Annotated in this window: 25 protein-coding genes; 8 read left to right on the forward strand and 17 right to left on the reverse strand. The window is 66.8% G+C overall.

The features are described from left to right. Window positions 1–191 precede the first annotated feature (191 nt). From FBY31_RS13120 to FBY31_RS13175, 12 genes are all read right to left on the reverse strand, one after another. The gene (locus FBY31_RS13120) at window positions 192–1,001 is read right to left on the reverse strand and encodes an IclR family transcriptional regulator domain-containing protein (RefSeq protein ID WP_142041593.1); all 810 of its coding nucleotides are present in this window, start codon (window positions 999–1,001) and stop codon (window positions 192–194) included. Between the two features lie 37 nt (window positions 1,002–1,038). Then, a complete protein-coding gene (locus FBY31_RS13125; RefSeq protein ID WP_142041596.1) occupies window positions 1,039–1,716 on the reverse strand; it encodes a 3-oxoacid CoA-transferase subunit B in 678 nt (225 codons plus the stop codon). Window position 1,717: 1 nt separating this feature from the next. Further along, a complete protein-coding gene (locus tag FBY31_RS13130) occupies window positions 1,718–2,419 on the reverse strand; it encodes a 3-oxoacid CoA-transferase subunit A (protein WP_142041599.1) in 702 nt (233 codons plus the stop codon). 3 nt (window positions 2,420–2,422) lie between these two features. Continuing rightward, window positions 2,423–3,637, reverse strand: coding sequence for a thiolase family protein (locus tag FBY31_RS13135; RefSeq protein ID WP_142041602.1), 1,215 nt, complete (start codon window positions 3,635–3,637; stop codon window positions 2,423–2,425). A 50-nt stretch (window positions 3,638–3,687) separates the two neighbouring features. Further along, entirely contained in the window at window positions 3,688–4,158 is a 471-nt protein-coding gene (gene pcaC / locus FBY31_RS13140) for a 4-carboxymuconolactone decarboxylase (protein WP_142041605.1), read from the reverse strand. Next, on the reverse strand, window positions 4,155–4,973 hold the full coding sequence (locus tag FBY31_RS13145; protein WP_142041608.1) for an alpha/beta fold hydrolase: 819 nt from the start codon (window positions 4,971–4,973) through the stop codon (window positions 4,155–4,157). The genes pcaC and FBY31_RS13145 overlap by 4 nt, the downstream gene beginning before the upstream one ends. Next, window positions 4,966–6,447: a lyase family protein gene (locus FBY31_RS13150; protein ID WP_235013050.1), complete on the reverse strand. Its 1,482-nt coding sequence runs from the start codon at window positions 6,445–6,447 to the stop codon at window positions 4,966–4,968. The genes FBY31_RS13145 and FBY31_RS13150 overlap by 8 nt, the downstream gene beginning before the upstream one ends. Then, window positions 6,444–7,001 carry a protocatechuate 3,4-dioxygenase subunit alpha gene (pcaG, locus tag FBY31_RS13155; protein WP_142041611.1) on the reverse strand — a complete coding sequence of 186 codons (558 nt, stop codon included), beginning with the start codon at window positions 6,999–7,001 and terminating at the stop codon, window positions 6,444–6,446. The genes FBY31_RS13150 and pcaG overlap by 4 nt, the downstream gene beginning before the upstream one ends. A gap of 5 nt (window positions 7,002–7,006) precedes the next feature. Next, window positions 7,007–7,897 (reverse strand): protocatechuate 3,4-dioxygenase subunit beta, encoded by an 891-nt coding sequence (pcaH, locus tag FBY31_RS13160; RefSeq protein ID WP_142041614.1) that lies wholly within the window; start codon window positions 7,895–7,897, stop codon window positions 7,007–7,009. Window positions 7,898–7,942: 45 nt separating this feature from the next. After that, on the reverse strand, window positions 7,943–9,838 hold the full coding sequence (locus FBY31_RS13165; protein ID WP_142041617.1) for a bifunctional sugar phosphate isomerase/epimerase/4-hydroxyphenylpyruvate dioxygenase family protein: 1,896 nt from the start codon (window positions 9,836–9,838) through the stop codon (window positions 7,943–7,945). Then, window positions 9,838–10,719 carry a shikimate dehydrogenase gene (locus tag FBY31_RS13170; protein ID WP_142041620.1) on the reverse strand — a complete coding sequence of 294 codons (882 nt, stop codon included), beginning with the start codon at window positions 10,717–10,719 and terminating at the stop codon, window positions 9,838–9,840. Before FBY31_RS13170 ends, FBY31_RS13165 begins: the two co-directional genes overlap by 1 nt. Window positions 10,720–10,896: 177 nt before the next feature. After that, window positions 10,897–11,724, reverse strand: coding sequence for an IclR family transcriptional regulator (locus FBY31_RS13175; protein ID WP_200833367.1), 828 nt, complete (start codon window positions 11,722–11,724; stop codon window positions 10,897–10,899). A 229-nt stretch (window positions 11,725–11,953) separates the two neighbouring features. Between FBY31_RS13175 and FBY31_RS13180 the strand changes: the two genes are divergently transcribed. After that, the gene (locus FBY31_RS13180) at window positions 11,954–13,273 is read left to right on the forward strand and encodes an MFS transporter (protein ID WP_142041623.1); all 1,320 of its coding nucleotides are present in this window, start codon (window positions 11,954–11,956) and stop codon (window positions 13,271–13,273) included. Between the two features lie 118 nt (window positions 13,274–13,391). Here the strand turns inward: FBY31_RS13180 and FBY31_RS13185 are convergent, their stop codons facing one another. Beyond that, window positions 13,392–14,468, reverse strand: a complete 1,077-nt coding sequence (locus FBY31_RS13185) for an ATP-dependent DNA ligase (protein ID WP_142041626.1) — start codon at window positions 14,466–14,468, stop codon at window positions 13,392–13,394. Between the two features lie 79 nt (window positions 14,469–14,547). Then, entirely contained in the window at window positions 14,548–15,471 is a 924-nt protein-coding gene (locus tag FBY31_RS13190; RefSeq protein WP_142041629.1) for an AEC family transporter, read from the reverse strand. 184 nt (window positions 15,472–15,655) lie between these two features. On the opposite strand from FBY31_RS13190, the gene FBY31_RS13195 reads away from it, so the two are divergent. The 4 genes from FBY31_RS13195 to FBY31_RS13210 all read left to right on the forward strand — a co-directional run bounded on the left by FBY31_RS13195 (window position 15,656) and on the right by FBY31_RS13210 (window position 20,071). Beyond that, window positions 15,656–16,696: a TIGR03885 family FMN-dependent LLM class oxidoreductase gene (locus FBY31_RS13195; RefSeq protein WP_142041632.1), complete on the forward strand. Its 1,041-nt coding sequence runs from the start codon at window positions 15,656–15,658 to the stop codon at window positions 16,694–16,696. Next, window positions 16,693–18,387, forward strand: coding sequence for an alpha-amylase family protein (locus FBY31_RS13200; RefSeq protein ID WP_142041635.1), 1,695 nt, complete (start codon window positions 16,693–16,695; stop codon window positions 18,385–18,387). Before FBY31_RS13195 ends, FBY31_RS13200 begins: the two co-directional genes overlap by 4 nt. A gap of 38 nt (window positions 18,388–18,425) precedes the next feature. Continuing rightward, window positions 18,426–19,652, forward strand: a complete 1,227-nt coding sequence (locus tag FBY31_RS13205) for a pyridoxal phosphate-dependent aminotransferase (protein WP_142041638.1) — start codon at window positions 18,426–18,428, stop codon at window positions 19,650–19,652. A gap of 182 nt (window positions 19,653–19,834) precedes the next feature. Further along, window positions 19,835–20,071 (forward strand): hypothetical protein, encoded by a 237-nt coding sequence (locus FBY31_RS13210; protein ID WP_142041641.1) that lies wholly within the window; start codon window positions 19,835–19,837, stop codon window positions 20,069–20,071. Window positions 20,072–20,170: 99 nt separating this feature from the next. Here FBY31_RS13210 and FBY31_RS13215 read toward each other — a convergent pair whose 3' ends face one another. The 3 genes from FBY31_RS13215 to FBY31_RS13225 are packed head-to-tail and all read right to left on the reverse strand — an operon-like array spanning window position 20,171 to window position 21,814. Further along, complete coding sequence (locus tag FBY31_RS13215; RefSeq protein ID WP_442858179.1) at window positions 20,171–20,491, reverse strand: MoaD/ThiS family protein; 321 nt, start codon at window positions 20,489–20,491, stop codon at window positions 20,171–20,173. After that, window positions 20,451–21,557 carry a WD40/YVTN/BNR-like repeat-containing protein gene (locus FBY31_RS13220; RefSeq protein WP_142041647.1) on the reverse strand — a complete coding sequence of 369 codons (1,107 nt, stop codon included), beginning with the start codon at window positions 21,555–21,557 and terminating at the stop codon, window positions 20,451–20,453. The genes FBY31_RS13215 and FBY31_RS13220 overlap by 41 nt, the downstream gene beginning before the upstream one ends. A 56-nt stretch (window positions 21,558–21,613) precedes the next feature. Beyond that, window positions 21,614–21,814, reverse strand: coding sequence for a hypothetical protein (locus FBY31_RS13225; RefSeq protein WP_142041650.1), 201 nt, complete (start codon window positions 21,812–21,814; stop codon window positions 21,614–21,616). A gap of 279 nt (window positions 21,815–22,093) precedes the next feature. Between FBY31_RS13225 and FBY31_RS13230 the strand changes: the two genes are divergently transcribed. From FBY31_RS13230 to FBY31_RS13240, 3 genes are all read left to right on the forward strand, one after another. Beyond that, window positions 22,094–22,753, forward strand: a complete 660-nt coding sequence (locus tag FBY31_RS13230; RefSeq protein ID WP_142041653.1) for a hypothetical protein — start codon at window positions 22,094–22,096, stop codon at window positions 22,751–22,753. 114 nt (window positions 22,754–22,867) lie between these two features. Continuing rightward, on the forward strand, window positions 22,868–23,629 hold the full coding sequence (locus tag FBY31_RS13235) for a class F sortase (RefSeq protein WP_142041656.1): 762 nt from the start codon (window positions 22,868–22,870) through the stop codon (window positions 23,627–23,629). A 54-nt stretch (window positions 23,630–23,683) separates the two neighbouring features. Then, window positions 23,684–24,202 (forward strand): universal stress protein, encoded by a 519-nt coding sequence (locus tag FBY31_RS13240; RefSeq protein ID WP_142041660.1) that lies wholly within the window; start codon window positions 23,684–23,686, stop codon window positions 24,200–24,202. Window positions 24,203–24,281: the final 79 nt, after the last annotated feature.

Consider the following 24,281-nt stretch of genomic DNA (forward strand, 5'->3'; position numbering starts at 1 on the left):
AGTCTATGGCCCGCACCGCTGCGGCGGGAGTAGGGCGGCTAGCTTGGATGGCAAAGAGTTACCTTTGCCCGTACCGGGCTGCGCCCTGAAAGCCGGGTTCACTGCGCAGGGGCAGTCCCTGCGCACTGAGAGCCGTACTTATGGCGCGGTCCGGCGCGGCCGGGGTGAATCCGGCTGCGCTGAAGCCGTGCTTATCCCCGGGCGCTCAGGTCCGCGGAGACGAGTTTCGCCGTCGCCACGATTTCCTGGGCCACCGAGGCCAGGTAGGCGTCCGGGTCCGGTTGCGCTGCAACAGTCTGCGCCTGAAGGGAGACGTTGACCGCCGCGACTACCTTCGGGCCGTCGTAAACGGGCGCCGCCACGGACATCAGGCCCAGCTCCAGCTCCTGGTCCAGCAGGCACCAACCCTGGGCGCGGACGGTGTCCAGCACCGCGAGCAGCTCCGGGACGGATCCGAGGGCGCGCGGGGTCAGCGGCTTGATCTCTGCGGCTGCCAGATATGCCTTCAGGTCAGCGGGCGGCAGGCCGGCGAGGAGCACCCTCCCCATGGAGGTGGCGTACGCCGGGAAGCGGGTGCCTACCGTGATGCCGACGTTCATGATCCGCCGGGTGGTCACCCGGGCGATGTAGGCGATGTCGGTCCCGTCCAGCACGGCCGCGGAGGTGGATTCCCCCAGCTTCAGGGACAGCTCCTCCAGGTGCGGCTGCGCCAGCTGCGGCAGCGACAACCCGGACAGGTACGCATACCCCAACTGGAGCACCTTGGCAGTCAACGCGAAGGTCTTGCCGTCGGTCCGCACATACCCCAGCTCCACGAGGGTGTGCAGGAACCGGCGTGCAGTGGCGCGCGTGAGCCCGGTGCGGGCAGCCACCTCGGAGAGCGTCATGACGGGACGCTCGGCATCGAAGGCACGGATCACCGCCAGGCCCCGGGCGAGCGACTGGACGTACTGGTCGCTGGCCTGCGGGGGCTGCGTGTCTGTGCGGGCGGCGTCGGTCATGGTTACCAATCCTAGGGGCGGTCAGGTTTCGGCAGGCTCAACCACCGACCGCGGCGGCCCTGAGCGGCACGGGGACCAGTTCCTGGAGCTCTTCGAGGGTGCAGCCGAAGGTTTCGCGGACGGTGACGCCGTCGGGCCCGGTGAGGAACACAGCTTTGTCCGTGTAGACGCGGGTGACGCAGCCCACGCCGGTGAGCGGGTAAGTGCACGTTTCCACGATCTTCGAGGCGCCTTCGCGGGTCAGGAGCGTCATCATCACGAAGACATCCTTGGCGCCCGTTGCGAGGTCCATGGCACCGCCGACGGCGGGAATGGCCCCGGGTGCCCCGGTGTGCCAGTTCGCGAGGTCACCGGTGGCCGAGACCTGGAACGCTCCCAGGACGCAGATGTCCAGGTGGCCGCCGCGCATGATCGCGAACGAGTCCGCGTGGTGGAAGTACGCCGCCCCGGGAAGCTCGGTAACGGGGATCTTGCCGGCGTTGATGAGGTCGCCATCGATCTGGTCCCCCGTGGCCTCCGGCCCCATGCCAAGCATCCCGTTCTCCGTATGGAGGGTGATGTCCTGTTCCTCGGTGAGGTAGTTGGACACCAGGGTGGGCTGGCCGATGCCCAGGTTCACAAACGACCCCGGGGCGATGTCCCTGGCTACCAGGCGGGCCAGGTCATCGCGGCCCAGGGGCGTGGCGGAGGTCTGGATGGATGTTGCAGTGGTCATCTCAAGCCACCTTCTCGCTAGTGCCGGCGGTGCGGCGGTCTGAGGCCGGGACGCGGACAACCGTGTTGACGTAAATGCCGGGCGTCACCACGTTCTCCGGGTCCAAGGCGCCGGTGGGAACGATCTTGGACACCTGGACGATGGTCTGCTTCGCCGCCGCCGCCATGATGGGGCCGAAGTTCCGGGCGGTCTTGCGGTACACGAGGTTGCCCTTCCCGTCCGCCTTCAGGGCCTTGATCAGGGCGACGTCGGCGTGGATGGGCGTCTCGAACACCTGGCCGCGGCCGTCAATGATGCGGGTTTCCTTGCCCTCGGCCAGCATGGTGCCATAACCAGTGGGGGTAAAGAACCCGCCGATGCCCGCACCCGCGGCACGGATCCGCTCGGCCAGGTTCCCCTGCGGCACCAGTTCGAGTTCGATCTCACCGGCCTTGTACTTGGCATCAAAGTGCCAGGAGTCGGACTGCCGCGGGAAGGAACAGATCATCTTCTTCACCCGGCCTTCCTTGATCAGCAGCGCCAGGCCCTGGTCGCCCTGCCCGGCGTTGTTGTTCACCACCGTCAGGCCGGTGGCACCGCACTCCAGCAGCGCATCGATCAGCTCGAACGGCTGCCCGGCATTGCCGAACCCGCCGATCATCACCGTGGAACCATCCTTGATACCGGCCACGGCCTCCTGGACAGAATCTACAAAGTTCAGCATTATCTAGGCCTTCCGAGCAGTGACGTTTTCAAGGACCACGGCCAGGCCCTGCCCGACGCCGATACAGATCGCCGCGACGCCCCAGCGCTGGCCGGAGGCCTGCAGGCTCCGGGCCAGGGTGCCCAGGATCCTGGTGCCGGACGCGCCCAGCGGGTGGCCCATGGCGATCGCCCCGCCGTGCCGGTTCACGATTCCTGGGTCGATGCCCCAGGCGTTGATGCAGGCCAGGGACTGCGCGGCAAAGGCTTCGTTGAGTTCGACGGCGCCCACCTGGTCCCAGCCAATGCCCGCTTTCGCGAGGGCCTTGTTCGCCGCCTCCACCGGGGCGAACCCAAAGTACTGGGGGTCGTTGCCGTGCGCGCCGCGGCCGGCGATCCGTGCCAGGGGTTCGAGGCCCAGCAGCCCCGCGGCGCTTTCGCTGCCGATCCAGGCCGCGGAGGCGCCGTCGGACAACGGCGAAGCATTGCCGGCGGTGACCGTGCCGCCCACTTCGGCGCCCTCGGGTTCCTTCCGGAACACCGTCTTTAGAGCGGCGAGCTTTTCCGCCGTCGAGCCGGGGCGGATGCCCTCATCCCGCACCGGGTCCGTGCCCGGCACCGGCGCCACGAGGTTGTCGTAGAAGCCCTCGTCCCACGCCGCAGCGGAGAGATTGTGTGAATCAGCCGCGAACTGGTCCTGCTGCTCCCGGCTCACGCCGTACTTCTCGCGCAAACGCTCAGTGGCCTCGCCGAGGGAGATGGTCCATTCCTTCGGCATCGCCTTGTTGACCAGCCGCCACCCAAGGGTGGTGGAGGCCAGGGTCATGTCCCCGGCCGGGTAGGGCTTCTCCGTCTTCGGCAGCACCCACGGCGCCCGGGACATGGACTCGGCCCCACCGACGAGCACCAGGTCCGCGTCGCCGGCGTTGATCTGGCGCGAGGCGATGATCGCCGCGTCCAGCGACGACCCGCACAGCCGATTGACCGTGGTGCCCGGAATGGACACCGGCAATCCTGCGAGCAGGGTGCCCATCCGGGCGATGTTCCGGTTCTCCTCGCCCGCGCCGTTGGCGTTGCCGAACACCACTTCATCAATCCGCTCAACATCAAGCGCCGGGGCCCGCTTCACGGACTCCTTGATCACATGCGCGGCGAGGTCGTCCGGGCGGACTGCGGCAAGGCCGGAGCCGAACTTCCCGAACGGGGTGCGCACGGCGTCGTACACAAAAGCCTGGTTCATGATGCTCCTCTAAATCTCTGTGGGGCCAACTGGATGGCGTTAAGTGCGAGTCAGTTGGGTGGGGCAGCGGGGGTTTCGGTGGTGTGGCTGCTGTCCAGTTCACGGAATACGTGCTGGGCGGTCTTGAACGCAGTATTGGCGGACGGGACTCCGCAATAGATGGCGGTCTGGAGCAGGATTTCCTTGATCTCGTCCCTGCTCAGGCCGTTGCTGAGGGCCGCGCGGATGTGCATGGCCAGTTCTTCCCAGTGCCCGTGCGCCACCATCGCGGTGATGGTGACGGCGGACCGCATCTGCCGGGTCAGGCCCGGCCGGGTCCAGATGCCACCCCACGCGATCCGCGTGATCATGTCCTGGAAGTCCCCGGTGAACTCGTCCTTGTTGGCGTTGGCCCGGTCCACGTGCGCGTCACCCAGGACCTCGCGGCGGACCTTCATGCCGCCGTCGTAAATCTCCTGGCTGGTGGCCTCCGGCTGGACCACGCCATGCCGCTCAGCACCGCGCCGTTCCGCCCCGCTCACTTGGCCGCCGCCCGTGATTCAACCCACGAGATGAGGCCGCGCACCAGCTCCGCCACGTGGGCGGGCGCCTCGGCGGGGGCAAGGTGCGCCACTCCCTCGAGCGTGACGGCGGTGGCGGTGCCGCCGCCGGCGGTGATCCCGACAGCCACTTCCTCGGCCATCGACGGTGTGGCGACGCCGTCCAGCGCGCCGGCGATAACCTGCGTGGGAACCTGGATGCTGCCGAGCTCCTCGCGGACATCGAAGGCGGCCAGCGCCTCGCAGCAGAAGGCGTAGCTGAAGCGGTCGGCGTCGCGCAGGGAGTGCAGGAGCCTGCTGCTCAGCTCAGGTTCGCGGTCCATAAAACCGGGGGCGAACCAGCGCTGGGCCGAACCCTGGATCATCACCGGGGTGCCCTGCGAGCGGACAGTTTCCGCGCGCTCCAGCCAGCCCTCCGGTGTGCCGATCTTGGCCCCGCTGCACTGCACGGACAGGCTCTTCAGCCGTTCACCGTGCTTGATGCCCAGCTGCAAGCCAATGGCACCGCCCAGGGAGACACCCGCATAGTGGAACACCTCACCGGGGGCAACGGAATCAATAAGTTCCACCACCGCATCCGCGAGCGCGGCGATATCGAACGCTTCCGTGGCCGCAGGCGAGACCCCGTGGCCGGGCAGGTCCCAGGCCACCACGTCGTAATCGTTTCCCAGCAGGGACGCAGCCCTGTTCCACAGGATCGAGGAGGTGCCGAGGGACGGGCCGACCACCAGCAGGGGGTGGTCGCCCAGGGGCCGCTGGGGTGACAGCAGCGCTGCCTTCAGGGCTGGTTTAGCCATGGGAAGCTCCATTCGCATCGGTATCAGCAGGTGAATTGGCAAAGTCCGGGTACGCGGCAAGGATCCGCCGGGAGATCTCCGCAGCCTCGCCGAGGTAGCCGGCCGGGTTGAGGAGTTCCTCCAGCCGGACGTCCGGAAGGACCGACGCCGGGACGGCTTCACGGAGCAGCTTGCGGTAGGTCGCAGCTTGCTCAGCAGGCGGCGCCAGCAGGGTCTGGTCCACCACGGCCTGCAGTTGCTGCTTGCCGTTGCGGCCACCCTTGTCCTCAAGCAGCGGCGCCACGGCGGCACCCATGCCTTCAGCGAGGAGCAGCGGACCGGCGAGGTCCAGGTTGCGGCGCATCGCGTCCGGGAAGACCACCAGGCCCTCCGTGAGCTCCCGGACGCGGCCGGCAGCGCCGAGTGCCAGGGCCAGCAGCTGCCGGAGCGCAGGCCACTCGGTGTGCCAGGCGCCGTCCGGCCGCTCGTCATTGAAGTTCGCGGCCGCCAGGTGCAACTGGGCTGCCAGGCCCGGGGCCTGAAGCGCCGCGCTGCGGACCAGCACGGACAGCACCGGGTTCTGCTTCTGCGGCATCGCCGAGGAGACGCCCCGGCCGGCGGCCCGCGGCTCGGCCAGTTCGCCCACCTCCGGCCGGCTCAGGAACAGAACGTCAGCGGCGATCTTGCCGAAGGCATCCAGGACTGTTGTCAGGGCATGGCCCAGCGACGTGATGGCCAGGCGGTTGGTGTGCCAGGGCGCCGGCGCTGAGGCGAGGCCCAGCTGGGACGCCAGCGCATCAGCCAGGCTGAAGGGTGTAACGGGTGAACCGGACGTCAGGACGCTGCCCGCAGCCAGCGTGCCGGCGGCACCGCCGAACTGGACCGGGAACTCCACGTTCTCGAGATAGTGCCCCGCGGCCGCGACGCCCTGGAACCACTGCGCCGCCCGAAGGCCAAACGTGAACGGAAGTGAATGCTGGGTCAGGCTCCTGCCCACGCACAACGTGTCCGCATGCTGCTCCGCCAAGCCGGCGAGCGCCGTCGTCGCGCCTTTCAGATCAGCCAGCACGGCCTCCACGGTGTTCCGGGCAACCAGCATCAGGGCGGTGTCCAGCACGTCCTGGCTGGTCAGTGACGTGTGCACGGCTTTCCCGGCGCCGACGTTGGCGGTGTCCAGCGCCGCGACCTGCTTGCGGAGGTCGCCCAGCAGCGGGATTACGGGGTTGCCGCCGCCCTGGGCACGGCGGGCGATATCGGCGGGATCGTAGCGGCCCGCCTCAGCAGCGGAGGCGACGACGGCGGCCGCACCGGAGGGTGCCAGGCCCGCCTTCTCCAGCACGGCAGCCCAGCTGGACTCGACGGCGAGGATCGCCGCCAGCACCGCCCGGTCCCCCGTCAGCGCCCCGACAAGCGGCGACGCCGAGACAGGGCTGAGCAGGCCGGCGTCGCCGTCGGCCCCCAAGGCCCCGCCCGCTGAACTGGCCGCGTCAGTCACTGGAAGTCCAGGAAGACTGTCTCGCCCTCACCCTGAAGGCGGATATCAAAAGTGAGGCCGCCGTCGGCATCGCGCCGGGCGATGAGCGTCTTGCGGCGCTCTGGGTCCAGCGAGCTGAGCAGCGGGTCGTTGGCCAGTGCCTCCCCGTTTTCGGGAAGGTAGATGCGGGTGAAGAGCCGGTTGGTCAGGCCGCGGGCAAAGATGGCCACGGAGATGAATGCCGCGGCGCCGGGCCGGGTGGGACCGGGATTCACAGTGGTGAAGGTGTAGACGCCGGAGTTGCCGACGGCCCCGCGGCCCCAGCCGGTGAAGGTGTAGCCGTCGCGGACCAGGGATCCGGTCTTCTGGACGATCCTGCCCTCGGTGTCAGGCTGCCAGATTTCCAGGATGGCGTCCGGGATGGCCTGGCCGGACCCGTCGTACACGGTGCCCTGGAGGCGGATGGAGCCAGGCGACCCGGGGGCCAGGAGCTCGTTGTCCTTCTCGAACGGCAGGGCGTAGCCGTAGAACGGGCCGACGGTCTGGCCGGGGGTGGGTACCAGTTTGGTGCTCATCTTTCCTACTCTCCTGCCTCTTCACTACTGTCGCCTGCTGTACCAAACGCCTCGTTTTCGGTCCAGGTCCGCTTGGGACCGGTCAGGACGATGTCCCAGTTGTAGCCCAGCGCCCACTCCGGCTCGGTGAGGTTGTGGTCGTAGCTGGCCACCAGCCGGTCGCGGGCGTCCTGGTCCACGATGGTCTGGTAGATGGGATCCAGCGGGAAGAGCTGGTCGCCCGGGAAGTACATCTGGGTGATGATGCGCTGGGTGAACTCGGTGCCGAACAGCGAGAAGTGGATGTGCGCGGGGCGCCAGGCGTTCAGGTGGTTCTTCCAGGGGTAGGCGCCGGGCTTGATGGTGGTGAACCGGTAGGAGCCGTCCGGGCCGGTGATGCAGCGGCCGATGCCCGTGAAGTTGGGGTCGATGGGAGCAGGGTGCTGGTCGCGCTTGTGGATGTAGCGGCCTGAGGCGTTGGCCTGCCAGATTTCCACGAGCTGGCCAGCGACTGGCCGGCCGTTGCCATCGAGGACCTTGCCGGCCACGATGATGCGTTCACCCTGGGGCTCGCCGTTGTGCTGGATGGTCAGGTCCGACTCCAGGGCGTGCACATCCTGGTGGCCGAACGCCGGGGAGTACAGCTCGATGGTCTCCGGGTCCGCGTGGTGCAGGCTCTTGGTGGGGTGCCGCAGGATGCTGCTCCGGTAGGGCGGGTAGTCCAGCCGGGGCTGGGTCTCGGCCGGGGCGCCGTCCTTGAGGGCCCGCACGTAGGCGTCACCGAGGGCGTTGATCTCTGCACTGAGATCGGCCTGGGTTTCGATGGCACGGTCCAGGGGCAGGTGCGCTGCGTGGGGTTCGGCGGGAGGCACGAGCTCCTCGGATTCGAGCGCTTGTGCGGTGTGGTCTGAAGGCACAGCCGGCTCCTTTCGGTTTTGGTCGATTCTTGGTGATGTCAAGGTTCAGGGGCGGTGGAGCGAGTCGTACTGGACGGCGTGGCGTACCGGTGCGTTGGGTGCGCCGTAGCCGTCATAGTTGCCGCGGCGTTCCACCATTTCAAAGAACACACTGCCCAAGGTGGCGGTGTAGAAATGGAGGAATTCCCCGCTGGCGTCCCGGTCGTACAGGAGGTTCAGCTCCTGGAGGGTGGCCAGGAACCCCGGTTCCAGGTCGAAGCCGGCGTCCAGGTCCTCGTAGTAGTTGGCGGGAATCTGCAGGAACTCAAGGCCGCGGTCCCGGGCGGACCGCGCTGTGGACACGAGGTCGTCCACGGCGAACGCGATGTGTTCCTGGTAGGTTTTGCGGGCCTGCTGGGCCGGCGCCTGCTGCACGGGGGCGAGGTTCAGGACCAGCCGCACGGCGCCGTCGGACGTCTGCATGACCTGCGAGCGGACCAGGCCGCTGGGGCTCGGAACTTCCGCGAACGGCTGCGGTTCCAGTGCCATCGCGCTGGTGTAGAAGAGGACGGCTTCGTCGAAGTGCTGCCAGGGCTGGGCCAGGTTCACGTGGTCGATGACCGCGTTCTGTCCTTTGCCGCCGTGTTCCAGCCCCTCGCCGAACTCGTGGGGCTCGCCGAATTCGTGCGTCCAGGCGGCGGTGCCGTCCGGGCTGCCCTGGCACAGGAAGATCTCGGTGGAGTCCGGGGCGGAGATGCCCTGGAAGACCTCCTCGTCGGCCTGGACCTTGCGGGCCACCACCGGCGCCTTGAGCTGCTGGGCCCGGGCGGAGGCAATCACGGGAGAATCGACGTCGAACCCCAGTGCGGCGATGGCCGGCTCGGCGTGGGTCGCGGCCTGTTCGTTGATGATCACGCGTGCCTGGCCCATGGTCCAGAGCTGGACGTCCTTGGTGCGGTGGCGGCCTTCGAAGGCGAAGCCGAGCTGGCCCAGGAGCTTTTCAAGCTGCGCCGTATCGTCCGCCTTGACCTCGGCAAAGTTGAAGCCCGCCGGTTCGCTCACCTTGGGCAGCGTGGCCAGTTCCATGGGATAACGACGGCGGAGCCCGGCACCCGCGCCTGCGGCACCTTCGGCGGAGTCGTCTGCGAGCCACTTGGCGCTCTGTTCCTCCAGCCAGATCAGCGAGCGCATGGCGTCCACGGCGGTGCGTTCGACGTCGGACTGCCGGAAGACGTCATTGAAGACTTCCAGGGAGACCGGGCCGGTGTAGCCGGCGCGGACCACGTGGCCCATGAACTTGGCGAGCTCGAACTGGCCTTCGCCGGGGAACACCCGGTAGTGCCGGCTCCAGGACAGGACGTCCATGGAGAGCTTGGGGGCGTCAGCCACCTGGACGAAAAAGATCTTGTCCGCGTTGATCTTTTCGATCGGCGCGGTGTCCCAGTCGCGGGACAGGATGTGGAAGGAGTCCAGGCAGGTGCCGAAGTTGGGGTGGTCCACCATCTCCACCAGGCGGTAGGCGTGCTCGTAGTCGTTGACGTACTTGCCCCAGGCGAGGGCCTCGTACGCCACTTTGACGCCGTGGTCCCCGGCCAGTTCCGCGAGTTCGGAGAGCTGCGAGGCGCGGAGGTCATCGTCGTCGATGGTTGCGGTGGCGACGTTCGAGCAGACCAGGATGGTGTCCATGCCCAGGCGGGACATCAGCTTGAACTTCGCCTCGGCGCGCCGGAGATTGGCCTTCAGCAGGTCCGGTGTGACGCCGTCGAAGTCCCGGAAGGGCTGATAGAGGTCCAATCCCAGGCCGAGGTCGGCGGCCATGCTGCGCACGCCCTCCGGGCTTAGGGGTGATGTGACCAGGTCCTGCTCAAAAATCTCGATCCCGTCAAACCCGGCGATGGCGCAGGCCTGCATCTTTTCCTTCAGGGTGCCGGACAGGCAGACGGTGGCAATTCCGGTGCGCATCAGGCGGCCACCTCTTCGGCGGCCACAAGCTCGAGGAAGTGGCTGCGCATGCGGTCCGGGTCAGGGTCGAGGCCGGTGAAGATGCGGAAGGCGTCGGCGGCCTGGCCTACTGCCATCCGGCCGCCGTCCAGCACCTCGCAGCCCTTGGCCCGGGCGCCCCGGACCAGTTCGGTGTCGATGGGGCGGTAGACGATGTCCGCCACCCAATGCCGGGACTCCACAAGTTCCAGGTCCAGTGGCACGCCGGGGTGGGCGGCCATGCCTATAGGCGTGCAGTGCACCAGGCCGTCGGCGAGGGGCATCAGTTGCGGCAGCTCCGCCGTCGTCCGCGCCATGACGGTGCTGTCCGGGAAGAAGCCGGCCAGCTCCCCTGCCCTCGCGGCGGCACGTGCGGGATCCACGTCCACCAGGTCCAGCGCCTTCACGCCGGCGGTGAGCAGGGCGTACGCCACGGCGGAACCGGCGCCGCCGGCACCCAACTGCACCACGCGGTCCAGCTTCGCGCCGGGAAGGCCGGATGCCAAAGCGGCGGCAAAGCCCGAGAAGTCAGTGTTGTGGCCAATGAGGCGGCCGTCCTCGATCACCACGGTGTTGACTGCGCCGAGCCGGAGGGCATCCGGGGACACCTCATCAAGGTGCTGCAGGACCAGCTGTTTGCAGGGGTGGGTGATGTTCAGGCCGTTGAAACCGAGGCTGCGGGCGCTGTGGAGCAGCTGGCCGACGGACTCGCCGGGAAGGCCCAGCTCCAGAAGGTCGATGGGACGGTACAGGTAGCGCAGGCCCTGCACGTCCCCTTCGCGTTCGTGCATGGGCGGGGTGAGTGACGGCATTACGCCGTCGCCGACCAGTCCCACAAGGTAGGACTCAGTTCGATTGCTCATCCGTGCAGCTCCTTTGATACGGCACCGGGCAGGTGGCGCAGCCTGTGGCGTGCACGGCCGGACCGGTGTTAGGGATTACAGTACAACAGTTGTTCACTTGTTGCACGCTTGTTCTAGATACGAACATTTGCTGAAGGTGGCCCTGGCGCTAGGGCCCCCTTCGCGAGCGGGAGTCCGCTACCGCTGCGGCAGCCTGGCCGACAGTTCGGCCGCAGCCTCCTGCAGCAGCGGCACATGGGCAACCAACGCCTCGACGCTCAGGCGGAAGACGGGGACGGCCGTAGCCAGGGAGGCGAAAGCGTGGCCCTGGGAATTGAAGACGGGAACAGCAACAGCGCGCATGCCGAGTTCATTCTCCTCATCCATCAGGGCGTAGCCGCGGCTGCGGACCTGGTCGATCTCCGCCCGGAAGGCGTCCCGGTCCGTAATGGAAAACCCTGTCAGGGGCTCGAGCTCCAGCTCCTCCACCAGGCGCTGGCGCTCGGCGTCCTCGGCGAAGGCCACCAGCGCCTTGCCCACCGAGGTGGTGTGGAGCGCCCCGAGATGCCCGGGGTCGCTGGTCACGCGGAACGTCTGCGGCCCATCCACCTTGTTGACGGTGAGGTGGTGATGGCCGTCCCGGACGCTGAGGATAGTGGCCTCCCCGGTCTGCTCCGTGACGCGGCGCAGCACGGGCAGGGCCGCTCCGGCAAAACCGTGATGGCTTGAGACTCGCTGGCCCAGTTGGAAAATCCGCAGCCCCAGGTGGTAGCGGCGGCCGTCGGGCTCGTAGTCAACAAAACCGTCCCGGGTCAGCGAACCCAGCAGGCGGTAGGTGGTACTGAACGGCAGCTGCGCCCTCCGCGAGATCTCCGCAGCATTGGCGCCGCGCGGCTCCTCCCCCAGGAGGACCAGGAGGCCCAGGGCCTTGCCCACCATGTCCGTGCGGTCCGCGGACCGCCCTGCCTTAGGCGGGTTTTCGTCAGCGGCAACATCATCGGGCGCTGTGGCTTGGTTCACACTCATACCTCGATGTTGCCACATTGTGAGAGCCATTGCTACTGGGTGATTATTTTATTGACAAGTGACTGCCCTCACAGCCATCATTGCTGTATCGCACAAGTAGCTCCCACCATGTGGCTGCTGTCCGCGTTCTCCCGCCCCTGCAGGCGTGCCGCCCGAAAGGCAACACCTGGGCCGTGCCGGCGGAAGCCCCGATCCATCCGCGACAAAGTCGTCACATCAAAGGAACTCCATGAGCCAGATACTTCCGTCCGCCGAGCCAGGCATCGCTGCCCCGGCCGGGACGCCGAAGAAGGCAGCCCTCGCCAGCTTCCTGGGCAGCGCCGTCGAATACTACGACTTCTTCATTTTCGGTTCCGCCGCCGCCCTGATCTTCCCCAAGGTCTTCTTCCCGGATGCTGACGCGAACGCGGCCATCATGTCCTTCGCCACCTTCGGCTTCGCCTACGTGGCCCGTCCCGTCGGCGCCGTCATTTTGGGCCACTTTGGCGACAGGGTGGGACGGCGGAAGGTCCTGATGTTCACCCTTCTCCTGATGGGTGCCTCGACCTTCCTGATCGGCTGCCTCCCCGATTTCAACACCGTCGGCTGGTGGGCCCCCGCCCTGCTGGTCCTCGCCCGCCTGTGCCAGGGCCTCTCCGCTGCCGGAGAGCAGGCCGGTGCTTCCTCGATGACGCTGGAACACGCTCCGGACAACCGCCGCTCCTTCTTCACGTCCTGGACCCTCACCGGCACCCAGGGCGGCCAGATCCTCGCAGCCCTCGTCTTCATCCCCGTCCTCGCCCTGCCTGACGAGATCAAGTACGGCATCGGCTGGCGCATCCCCTTCTGGCTCAGCGCCGTCGTCGTTGTCGTGGCGTTCTTCATCCGCCGCACCCTGCACGAGCCCCCGGCCTTCGAAGAAGCCCAGAAGTCCGCCCAGATCTCCAAGCTCCCCGTCGCAGACCTCCTCAAGGGCCATTGGCGCGACGTCCTGCGCGTTATCTGCTGCGCCTTCATCGCTGCAGTCTCCACAGTTTTCGGCACCCTCGCCATCAGCTACGCAAAGACCGTTGCCGGCGTGGACGGCACCACCACCCTCTGGCTCGTGGTCGGCGCCAACCTCGTGGCCCTCGGCACCCAGCCGCTGTTCGGCAAGCTCGCCGACAAGATCGGCCGCAAGCCCGTCTTCATCTACGGCGCCCTGGCCAGCGCCGCCCTGACCCCCGTCTTCCTGCTCAGCCTCGAATCCGGCAGCGTGCCGCTGATGTTCCTCGCCGCCATCGGCTTCTTCTCCTTCGGCTACGCGGCCTCCAACGCCGTCTGGCCGTCCTTCTACGCCGAGATGTTCAGCACCAAGGTGCGCTTCTCCGGCCTGGCCATCGGCACCCAGCTCGGCTTCCTGATGGCCGGCTTCGCCCCGGCCATCGTGGCAGCCATGGGCGGCATCAAGCCCGGCGGCTGGGTCCAGATCAGCATCTTCACCGCCATCATCTGCACAGTCGCAGCCGTCTCAGCCCTCACCGCCAAGGAAACCTTCAAGGTACCCACCAAGCAGCTCGGCCTGAAGTAACCCTTTCGCCCCACTGGAAGCGCATTCCAGCCCGGCTTTCAGACCGGAAAGCCCGCCATTCCCCCAAATGGCGGGCTTTCCTTTTCATAAACCGGGCTGTTCCGGCACCTCGTGCCCCCTACGGCCGTCCGGTCTCCAGCACCGAGGCAAGGTCAAAGCTGACGGGTTCCTCCAGCTGCGCGTAGGTGCACGATTCCGGGTCCCGGTCCGGCCGCCAGCGGTTGAACTGGGCAGTGTGCCGGAACCGGTCGCCCTCCATGTGGTCGTACCGGACCTCCACCACGAGGTCGGGCCGCAGCGGCACGAAGGACAGGTCCTTGCCGGCGCTCCAGCGGCTGCCTTCGGCATTGCGGGGGGTCCGTTCGCCTTCCTCCTGCTTGCCCCACGCCCACGGATGGTCGTCGAAGCCGGTGACCATCGGCTGCAGCTCCTGAAACAGCTCTTGGCGGCGCTTCATCGGGAAGGCTCCGATCACGCCCACGCTGGCCAGGCCGCCGTCCTCCTTGTACAAACCGAGCAGCAGCGAGCCGATGGCGTCCGGCCCGCTCTTGTGCAGCCGGTAGCCGGCCACCACGCAGTCGGCGGTGCGCTCGTGCTTGGTCTTGAACATCACCCGCTTGTCGGGCTCGTACCGCCCGTCCAGGCGTTTGGCCACCACCCCGTCCAGCCCCGCGCCCTCAAACTGCTCAAACCACCGGCGGGCCGTGTCCTTGTCCGTAGTGGCCGCGGTGAGGTGGACGGGTGCCTGGCTGGCGGCGAGGGCCTTCTCAAGTGCCGTCCGCCGTTCCGTGAAAGGCCGTTGCGTGTAGTCGTCCCCGCCCAGGGCCAGCAGGTCAAACGCCACGAATGAGGCAGGGGTCTGCGCCGCGAGCAGCTTCACCCGGCTGGCCGCGGGATGGATCCGCTGCTGGAGGGCGTCGAAATCCAGCCGGTCGCCGGACGGGCCGATCAGGATAATCTCGCCGTCCACCACGCACCGCGGCGGCAGGTTCTCCTTCAAGGCTTCCACGAGTTCAGGGAAGTAGCGGGTCATGGGCTTTTCGTTGCGGCTGCCGATCTCCAGGTCATCGCCGTCGCGGAAGATGATGGACCGGAAACCGTCCCACTTGGGCTCATAGCTGAGATCGCCTTCCGGGATGCCGCTGACGGCCTTGGCGAGCATGGGCGGGACGGGCGGCATCACGGGAAGTTCCATGTTGCCCATTCTTGCCCCGCGACCGCCCCTGGCGGAAGACCGGCGGAAGACCGGCGGAAGACCGGCGGAAGACCGGCGCTCAGCCCGCCAGCAGCCAGACGATGAGGATCAGTGCCGGGGCTGCCGCCGCCGTGGAAAGGAGGATGGTTTCCCGGGCCACCGCCACCCCGCGGCCGTACTTGCCCGCGAACAGGAACACGTTCTGGGCCGAGGGAAGCGCCGCCATGAGCACCACGCCCAGGAGCATGTGCTGCTCCAGGTTGAACAGGAACCGCCCGACGACGAACGCCAGCGCCGGCATCACCGCAGACTTCAGCGCGGTGGCGGTCAGGATTTCCGCGGTATGCCCGCCGCTTTGCAGCATGCGCGAGCCGTGCAGGGACATGCCAAAGGCCAGCAGCACCACCGGGACGGCCGCCCCGCCCAGGAGTGTCAGCGGCGCCATCACAGGATCGGGAAGCTCCACCTTGAACGCCGCAAGGACAACGCCCAACAGCGAGGCGATGATCATGGGATTCCGGAACGGTTGGGTCAGCAGAAGGCGCGGAGAAAAACGCCCGGCGGCGGAAAGGTCCAGCAGGGTGAGGACCAGCGGCGCGAAGAGGAGCAGCTGGACCAGCAGGACCGGCGCCACCGGGGTTGCGTCGCCCAGGGCGTACAGCGTGATGGGGATGCCGATGTTGTTGGCGTTGACGTAGGAACTGGCCATCGCCCCGATGGCGGTTTCGGCCAATGGCCGCCGGAACCACAGCCGGCTCGCCGCCACATACAGCAGGGAAGTCGCGGCAGCCGTGATCATGGCGAGCGGAACGTAGGCGGAGAACACCACCGTCAGGTCGGATTCGAGGACCACGGTGAACAGCAGCACCGGGTTGGTGATGAAGAAGGCGGTTCGGGTCAGCGCCGAGACTGTGGGCTCCCCGCCCAACCCGCACCGGGCAGCGATGTAGCCCACCGCAATAACGACGCCGATCACCGCCAGCCCGATCAGCACACCGCCCACAAGAGGTACTTCCTTCCGCTTCCGCTGCCTGCGCAGGCCTTCGGCGAAGCGCAGTACTACAAGTTACAAACTTATCTGACAAGTCCGCGGCCGGTGCACCACGCCGCGTCCGGCACCGCCGGGCGGGAAACCCTGGCCCCCGAAACCCTCGACACAGTACCGGCCCGGACGGTAGAGGTTAAGGATGGTCACTGTCGGTTTTCACGCTTCCCATGAACAGATCAGTCCCGGTCAGCTGCTTAAGGACGTCCAGCACGCGGAGCGCGCGGGCTTTGACGCGGCCATGTGCTCGGATCACATTGAACCGTGGTCCGCCCGGCAGGGACACGCCGGGTTCGCCTGGTCCTGGCTGGGCGCAGCGCTGGCCACCACCAATCTCCGGTTCGGGGTGGTGACGGCGCCCGGCCAGCGGTACCACCCGGCCATCATCGCCCACGCCTCGGCCACCCTGGCCGGCATGTTCCCGGACCGCTTCTGGTTCGCTCCCGGCAGCGGTGAGAACATGAACGAGCACATAACCGGTGACGGGTGGCCGGCCAAGGACATCCGCCAGCGCCGGCTCGAGGAATGTATTGACGTTATCCGGCGCCTGCACCGCGGCGAGGAGGTCACCCACCGCGGCCTGGTCACCGTGGAGCAAGCCAGGATCTGGGACGTTCCGGACAATCCGCCGCCGCTCATTGCTCCTGCCGTCAGCGTGGACACCGCGCGCCGGGCGGCCGCCTGGGCGGACGGCCTGGTCACGGTCAACCAGCCTCCGGGCAAGCTCCGGGAGATGCTGGCCGCCTACCGGGACAACGGCGGGCGGGGCAAGGCTGTCCTGCAGGTCCATTTGTCCTGGGCCGGGAACGAAGGGGAAGCTGTTGCCGTTGCCCTCGAGCAGTGGCGGACCAACACCTATGATCCGCCCATCCCCTGGGACCTGCCCACAGCCGGACACTTCGACCTCGTGGGCGAACACGTGACAGAGGAGCAGGTCCGCACCACGGTGAACGTCTCGGCCAGCCTGGACCAGCACGTGGAGTGGCTGTCTGAATACGTGGAGCTGGGCTTCGACGAGCTGTACCTGCACTTCGTGGGGCAGGAGCAGGCTCCCTTCATCGACGCGTTCGCCGCGGAAGTCCTCCCGCAGCTGCGCACCCCCGAAAGCACACCTGCCGATACCCCCGCGGAACCGCAGCTTGCTGCGGCAGCCGCCAACCCGGCGTCGGACGCTTCGGCATGAGGATCGCCGAGACATCGGACCTGTGGTGGAAGAACGCCGTCATCTACTGCCTGGACGTGGAGACATTCTTTGACGACGACGGCGACGGCACCGGCGATTTCGCGGGCCTCACCCAGCGCGTGGACTACCTCGCCGCGTTGGGCGTGACGTGCATCTGGCTGATGCCGTTCTACCCGTCGCCGGACCGGGATGACGGCTACGACGTGACCGATTTCTTCGGCGTCGACTCCCGCCTGGGTACCCTGGGCGACCTGGTGGAATTCATCCGCGCCGCGAAGGACCGGGGCATGCGGGTGATCGCCGACTTCGTGGTGAACCACACCTCAGACCAGCACCCCTGGTTCGTCGAAGCCCGGAAATCCACGGACAACCCGTTCCGCGACTTTTACGTGTGGCGAAAAGACACTCCGCCGGACACGTCCTCCGAGGTGGTGTTCCCCGGGGAGGAGAACTCGCTCTGGACCCAGGACGAGGCAACCGGCGAGTGGTACCTGCACATGTTCGCCAAGCACCAGCCCGACCTGAACGTCACCAATCCGCAGGTCCGGGACCAGATTGCCAAGGCCATGGGGCTCTGGCTGGAACTGGGGCTGGAGGGTTTCAGGCTGGACGCCGTGCCGTTCTTCCTGGAGACCCGGGGCCAGCCCAAGGATGAGGCAGCGATCATCGATCCGCACGCCTATCTCAGTGCGCTGCGCAGTTTCGTGAGCCGGCGCAACGGCAGCTCGGTGCTGCTGGGCGAGGTTAACCTGCCGTACAAGGAGCAGCTGGAGTACTTCGGCGGGCAGGAGGGCAATGAACTGAACATGCAGTTCGACTTTATGTCCATGCAGCACATCTATTTGTCGCTGGCCCGGCAGGATGCGCGGCCGCTGGCCGAGACGCTTAAGAGCCGACCGCCGATCCACCCGGACAACCAGTGGGCCATGTTCGTGCGGAACCATGACGAACTCACGCTGGACAAGCTCAGCGACGGCGAGCGCCAGGAGGTCTTTGCCGCGTTCGGGCCGGAGAAGAACATGCAGATCTACGGCCGGGGACTGCGGCGGCGGCTTCCGCCGATGCTGGGCGGGGACCAGGAGCGCGTGCGGATGGTGTACTCGCTGATGTTCTCCCTGCCCGGCACCCCGGTGCTGTTCTACGGCGAGGAGCTCGGCATGGGCGAGGACCTCCGGCAGAAGAGCCGGGCCGCGGTGCGCACGCCCATGCAGTGGAACAGCGAGAAGAATGGCGGCTTCTCCAACGCCAAGGCGTCGGACCTGGTGGCGCCCCTGGTACGGGGCGAGTATGGGCCGGAGAACGTCAACGCGGCGGCGGGCAAGCGGGACCCGGAATCGCTGTTCAACTTCATGGCAACGCTGATCGCACGCTACCGCGAGGCTCCGGAGCTGGGGTGGGGCTCGTTCGAGATCATCGACCAGCCCGAACCTGCGGTGTTTGCGCACACCTGCAGCTCGGACGGCGGCACCCTGGTCCTCCTGCACAACCTCGGCGAAGATCCGGTGAAGGTCAGCGGAAGGGTGGGTCCCGAGGACGGTCAGCGCCAGGCCTACCGGGACGCCATGCTGCTGGACCTGTTCGACGGCGACAACGTGGCTTTGGAGCCCGACGGCGGCTTCACCGTGGAGCTGGGCCGTTACGGTTTCCGCTGGTTCCGGGTGCATGGAAAGGGGGACCGGCTGGCCCCGTAACCAGGCGCCCGGCGCTGGCCTTTATGAAAAGATCAACCATGCGCGCCATGCAACATTCCAGCAAACTCCAGAACGTCCGGTACGAACTGCGCGGGCCGATCCTCCAGGCAGCCAAGAACATGGAGGCCGAGGGCCACCGGATCCTGAAGATGAACCTGGGTGATACCGCCCCGTTCGGCCTGGAAACTCCCGAATCCGTGGTGGTGGACATGATCCACCACCTGCGGGGCGCACAGGGCTACAGCGACTCCAAGGGAATCTTTTCCGCCCGGACCGCCATCTCGCAGTATTACCAGACCCGCGGCCTGATGCAGATCGGCGTGGAGGACATCTTCATCGGCAACGGGGTCAGCGAACTGATTTCGATGTGCCTGCAGGCCTTTATGGAAAACGGCGACGAAATCCTGGTCCCCGCACCCGACTACCCGCTGTGGACAGCGGCTGTGACCCTGACCGGCGGCACACCGGTCCATTACCTGTGCGACGAGACAGATAACTGGTGGCCGGACATGGCCGACGTCGAGGCTAAGATCACCAGCCGGACCAAGGGCATCGTGATCATCAACCCAAACAACCCCACCGGCGCCGTCTACCCCCGCTACATCCTGGACCAGTTCGCCGCCCTGGCCCGGAAGCACAACCTGGTCCTCTTCTCGGACGAGATCTACGAGAAGGTGCTCTATGACGATGCCGTGCACATCCACACCGCCGCCGTGGCCGAGGACATCTGCTGCCTGACCTTCAGCGGCCTGTCCAAGGCCTACCGGATGCCCGGCTACCGTGCCGGGTGGGTTGCCGTGACCGGGCCACTGGCCGCCACCGCCGCATACCGTGAGGGGCTGGAACTGCTGGCGTCCCTGAGGTTGTGCCCCAACGTTCCTGCCCAGCATGCCATCCAGACATGCCTGGGCGGCTACCAGAGCATCGAGGCGCTGGTGCGCCCCGGCGGCCGGCTCCGGGAACAGCGGGACCTCGCGCACCAGCTACTGACCGCCATTCCGGGCATCACCTGCGTGCGAGCAGAGGGGGCCATGTACCTGTTCCCACGGCTGGACCCGGACCTCTATCCAATCGCCAGCGACGAGCAGTTCGTCCTGGACCTGTTGAAGGACCAGAAGATCCTGGTGTCCCACGGCTCGGCGTTCAACTGGCCCGCGCCCGACCACTTCCGCTTTGTAATCCTCCCGTCAGTCCTCGATATCGAGGAAGCGGTCCGCAGGATCTCAACATTCCTCGCCGCCTACCGCAACCGTGAGGCGGCTTAACCTGCGGCGGCTCAGGAACCCTCTACCTTAGGTGCCCGCCGCCCGGCATCCCCGGCAGGAAACAGCTCCGGCTTCAAGAACTAACCGGCGCATAACCCCGAGGAAACCACGGCGCAACATTGGCCGCCCACACTTGGTAGTGCAGGCAAGAGCCGGCACCAGCTCCAGCCAGGAGGTCCCCCATGTTGAAGAAAGCAGCAGCCCATGTAACCAGAGTCCGCGCCCTGGACCAACTTCGCCGCGGCGACGAGATTGAAGCCCGCCTTTCAGTTGGCCCTTCCTACGATGACGTAGTGGTCCGCCGGGGCAGCGTCCAGGAGACCGCGCCGGGAATCGGCGTGGTGTGGATCCTGGACAGGATGACGGGCCTGCGGAAAGCAGTCAATACGGACGAATGCAGCGTGTGGCGGGTTGCCTGAAGCGGACTCCAACAGCGCCGGAGATATCCAGCCGCGGCAGCGGGTGTAGTCAGTAAGGACTGCCCGCCGCCTGCGCAGCCTGGTCATCCGGCCGAGGTGTCAGCCGCCCGCCACTGACTGGATGACCAGCACTTCCTGGCCGGGTGCCACCTCCGTCTCAAGGCCCTGCAGCCGGCGCACCTCGTCACCATCCACGTAAACATTCACGAAGCGCCGCAAGGCTCCTGTCTCGTCCCGAAGCCGCCTGGCCAGGACAGCGAAGTCGGCGGTGACGGCATCCAGCAGTTTTGCCACGGTCACAGGTCCGTCGGCGGGCGTAGTCAGAATGGATTGCCCGCCGGCCAATGGTTGCAGGATGCTGGGCAGCACTACCGATATGTCAGGCACCGGCCACCACTGCCGCCCGGACGCACAGGACATCCGGAAGATGGGCCACCACTTCCGTGAACGTTTCCCCTTCGTCCGGGCTGGCGTAGACGGTGCCCCCGCGCGTTCCGAAGTAGACTCCCGCCGGTTCCGCCGTATCCACGGAGGCGGCGTCCCGCAGGACGCTGTTGTACTCGCCCGTAGGCAACCCGTTGCTGAGTCTCTTCCAGCTGGCGCCGGCGTCGTCCGTGCGGTGGACGGCCAGTTCGCCGTTGGGCGGGATACGCTCGCCGTCAGCTTTGAGCGGGACAACCCAGGCTGTACCTTCCCGCCGCGGATGGGTCAGCATCACGAAGCCGAAGTCGGCCGGCAGGCCCTCCGCAATTGACGTCCAGCTCTCCGCGTTGTCGTCCGTGCGGTACACGCCGTGGTGGTTCTGCGCGTAAAGCCGGCCATCGACGGCGGCATCCGCAGCGATCTTGTGCACGCACTGTCCGAACTCGGGGTTCGGATCCGGCATGAAGTAGGCCGAAATCCCCTTGTTGCGCGCCTCCCAGGAGGTGCCGCCGTCGAGCGAGCGGTAAACGCCCCCGGTGCTCATGGCGACGTGCACCGTTTCGCCTTCAGGGTGGACCACGATCGAGTGGGCAGCGGCGCCGCCGTAGCCGGCGCCCCAGTCGCTGCGGTGCGGATGGTCCCAGAGGCCCCTGTTCAACTCGAAGTGTTCGCCGCCGTCGGTGGACTTCCATACCGAGATGGGCTCCGCCCCCGCCCACACCACTCCCGGCCGCGCCTCGGCGTCCGGATAAATCTGCCAGATGCGTTCCAGGGCCGCGCCCGTATCTTCGGGAAACGTGATGGCGCCCTGCTCGGGCTCGGACCAGGTGGCGCCAAGATCATCAGAATGGGCCACCGTGGGCCCCCAATGCTCGTTCCGGACCCCCACCATGATCCGGGTGCGGCCTTCCCTGGTGTCGATTCCGATGCTGGGAATCTCACTCATCAGGAAATGCGGGCCGGTGAAGGCCCATTCCCGCCTGTCCGGGCTGGTGGCCAGCCACAGGCCCTTTTTGGTCCCGATTGCCAAGACAAAACTTCGTTGGGTTGCCATGCCCACCATGCAACCACCGGCCCGGGCAGGCTGCAACGGTTTCTGGCTGAAAGGGGCGGTGAGGATTAGTCCACAAACTCCGACTGCGTCTCGATGAAGTCCCAGTCCGCGGCCGTAAGCACTGCCGACGGGTCGTCCGGGTGGGGCCCGCCCGCTTCAGCGATCCCCTGCAGCACCGGAAGCGGAAGTTCCCCGGCCCGAAGGTTCTCCCGCAACCATTCCTTGCTCCCAAGGTCCAGGTCCAGCCACCACATGAAAATCTGCATGCCCTCACGCCCTTTCGTCGAACTTAACGTTAGGCGCGGGCAGGGCGGGCTACAAGGGTACCCGCAGCGCGGACAAGTAGTGCTGGAGGATTTTCGGGTAGGCACAAGTAACAGGTCCAGCGAAAGCTCCGGAAAGACGAGTACACCCTACTCACGACTGGGTTGCAGGCCCGCACCTAGCCTGAAAACTCAAGCAAGCTGACCGTGCTGCTGGGGCATTCGGCGTAACCGCTATTCCTCCTCATCATGGTCCGTTTAACACACACTGGGGAGAAACCAATGAAACGTACCTTCGCCACTCTAGGGGTCGTAGGGCTGGGACTGATCAGCCTGACGGCACCGGCCGTCGCAGCGTCCGAGCAAGTCATCGTCTGCCACGACGACGGGACATCCTGGAAGCCACTGGAATTCAACGTCAACGGGATTGGCGGCCACGACCAGCATGCTACGGACATCATCCCGCCCACCCCGAAAGCGCCAGGCGGAAAGAACTGGACAAACGCCGGAAAGCTCACCTACATCGCCAACTGCGCGGATCTGCCGGCCGGTGAAACGCCACCCGTGGTTGAGCAGCAGCCCGTCGTGGAACAGCCGGTCGTCGAACAGCCCGTAGTCCAGACCCCCGTAGTGGAGACGCCTGTAGTAGAGACGCCTGTGCTCGCCGCTGTCGTCGAAACGCCCGTCGAGCAGGCGGCGGTGGTTCCGCCCGTGACTGTCCCGGCGGCGGAAGCGACCGTCGTCGTCACTCAGCAGCCAACCGCGGCAGCACGCGCCGCCACGGCCACCACCAGCTTGGGAACCAACCAGGGGTACAACGCCCAGACGTCCGTGGGCAGCTCCAACAGCCCGTCCTGGCTGGCAGGCGTGGGCGCGCTTGTGGCAGCAGCTGCGGCAGTGGCTTTCCGCCGCAGCCGCCGCACGCTGCCCCTGGCCGACTGACTTCGGCCACGCCGCAACCCGCGGCCTCCTGACAGGAAGGCGTCCCGCCAGTGCCCGGCGGGGCGCCTTCCTTTCATTGCAGGTGATCTTTCATTGCAGGTGCTAGGGAGCAGCATGTCCAAGGAACGCAGCCGGCACTCGGCCCGCAAGGAGCCCACGCGGCGGCGCTGGAACCGTGGAGACCTGGCCATCCTCCTGTGCGGGGTTCTGGCCTTTCTGTCCATGACCTTCGGTGCACCGCTCTTCCACCAGATGCAGGTGTCCGCCAGAGGAGACAGCGCAGGGATCGGGTCTTCGGCACCTGGGGTCACGTCCCGGGACCAGGCACAAACGGTCCCTGGAATACCGGCAGCAAATGGAACGGGGGCGGCTGGGCAAGGGCAAGTGCCTGGCCGGGCCAGTTCAGCTGCACCGGCGCCCGCCCCCGTCCTCCCGGCGGCGGCCGAACCAGTGCACATCCGCTATGCCTCCGCCGCATTCGATGTTCCGGTCCATGCTCTTGACCTGGACGCCGCCGCGCAGGCCAGCCAGACGGTGGAGCCGCCCGCCACCAAAGATGGCTACTGGCTGACGCCCTTCGGGACACCGGGGCAGGGGTCCGCAAACACCACTTACGTGATCGGACACAGCTGGGAAGGTGCGGACGCACCTTTCAACCATCTGAGCTCCGCGGCGGCTGTGGGCGACAGGTTCGAGGTGGACACCGCAACCGGCACCATCCCCTACAAGGTGGACAGCGTGACCACCTATTTGAAGTCCAGCCTCAAGGAAAGTCCCATCTGGAGTATGGTGCCGAACCGGCTGGTCCTGATCAGCTGCTTCACCGAGGATCCCTGGGGCAAGAACGTGGTGGTCACTGCCTCCCCGGCGCCCTGACCAACCCGGAGAGTCCGCCCTGTTCAAGAATGTGCAGGGGGCTGAAAATGAGCTATGACGTTCGATCAGTTCAGCAGTACTTCACCCCTCCTGGTAGGCATCGTGCCCAAGCAGCATCCCGAAGTCCTGCAGACCGCAGCCCTCCTCGCCGCCCGCCTGGGAAGGCCATTGCTCTGCGCTTACGTTGACGAGGCCAGCTACCTGGTGGAATGGGACCCTGCACGGTCCGCCCACCGGCTCTCCCTCCACCCTGATGCGGACGACGAGGACATCAGGGCCGTAACTACAGAACTGCAGGCGGCCATAGAAGGGGCGGTGGCCAAAGTGCCGGCCGAAGCCGGGCGCACGGAATGGACGTTCCGGACCCTTACAGGCGATCCCGCCCGCGCGCTGGCACGGCTCGCAGCTGAAAATGATGCGCCGATGATCGTCGTCGGCACGTCAGAGCGGGGTTTCTCCCATCGGCTCACGGAAGCCCTTAGTGGGTCAGTCGGCGCCTGGCTGACCCATCACCAGAGCCGCCCTGTCCTCGTAGTTCCCTACCGGATGCCAGCCCATGAGGACCGGCCGTGACCTTCGGCAGCCCGCTACTGGGGCCGAATTAAGTGCCAAGAAAGTAAAGCGAAAGTAGTTATTCGATGTGCTGGCGGAG

Source organism: Arthrobacter sp. SLBN-100 (assembly GCF_006715305.1).
Classification (GTDB): domain Bacteria; phylum Actinomycetota; class Actinomycetes; order Actinomycetales; family Micrococcaceae; genus Arthrobacter.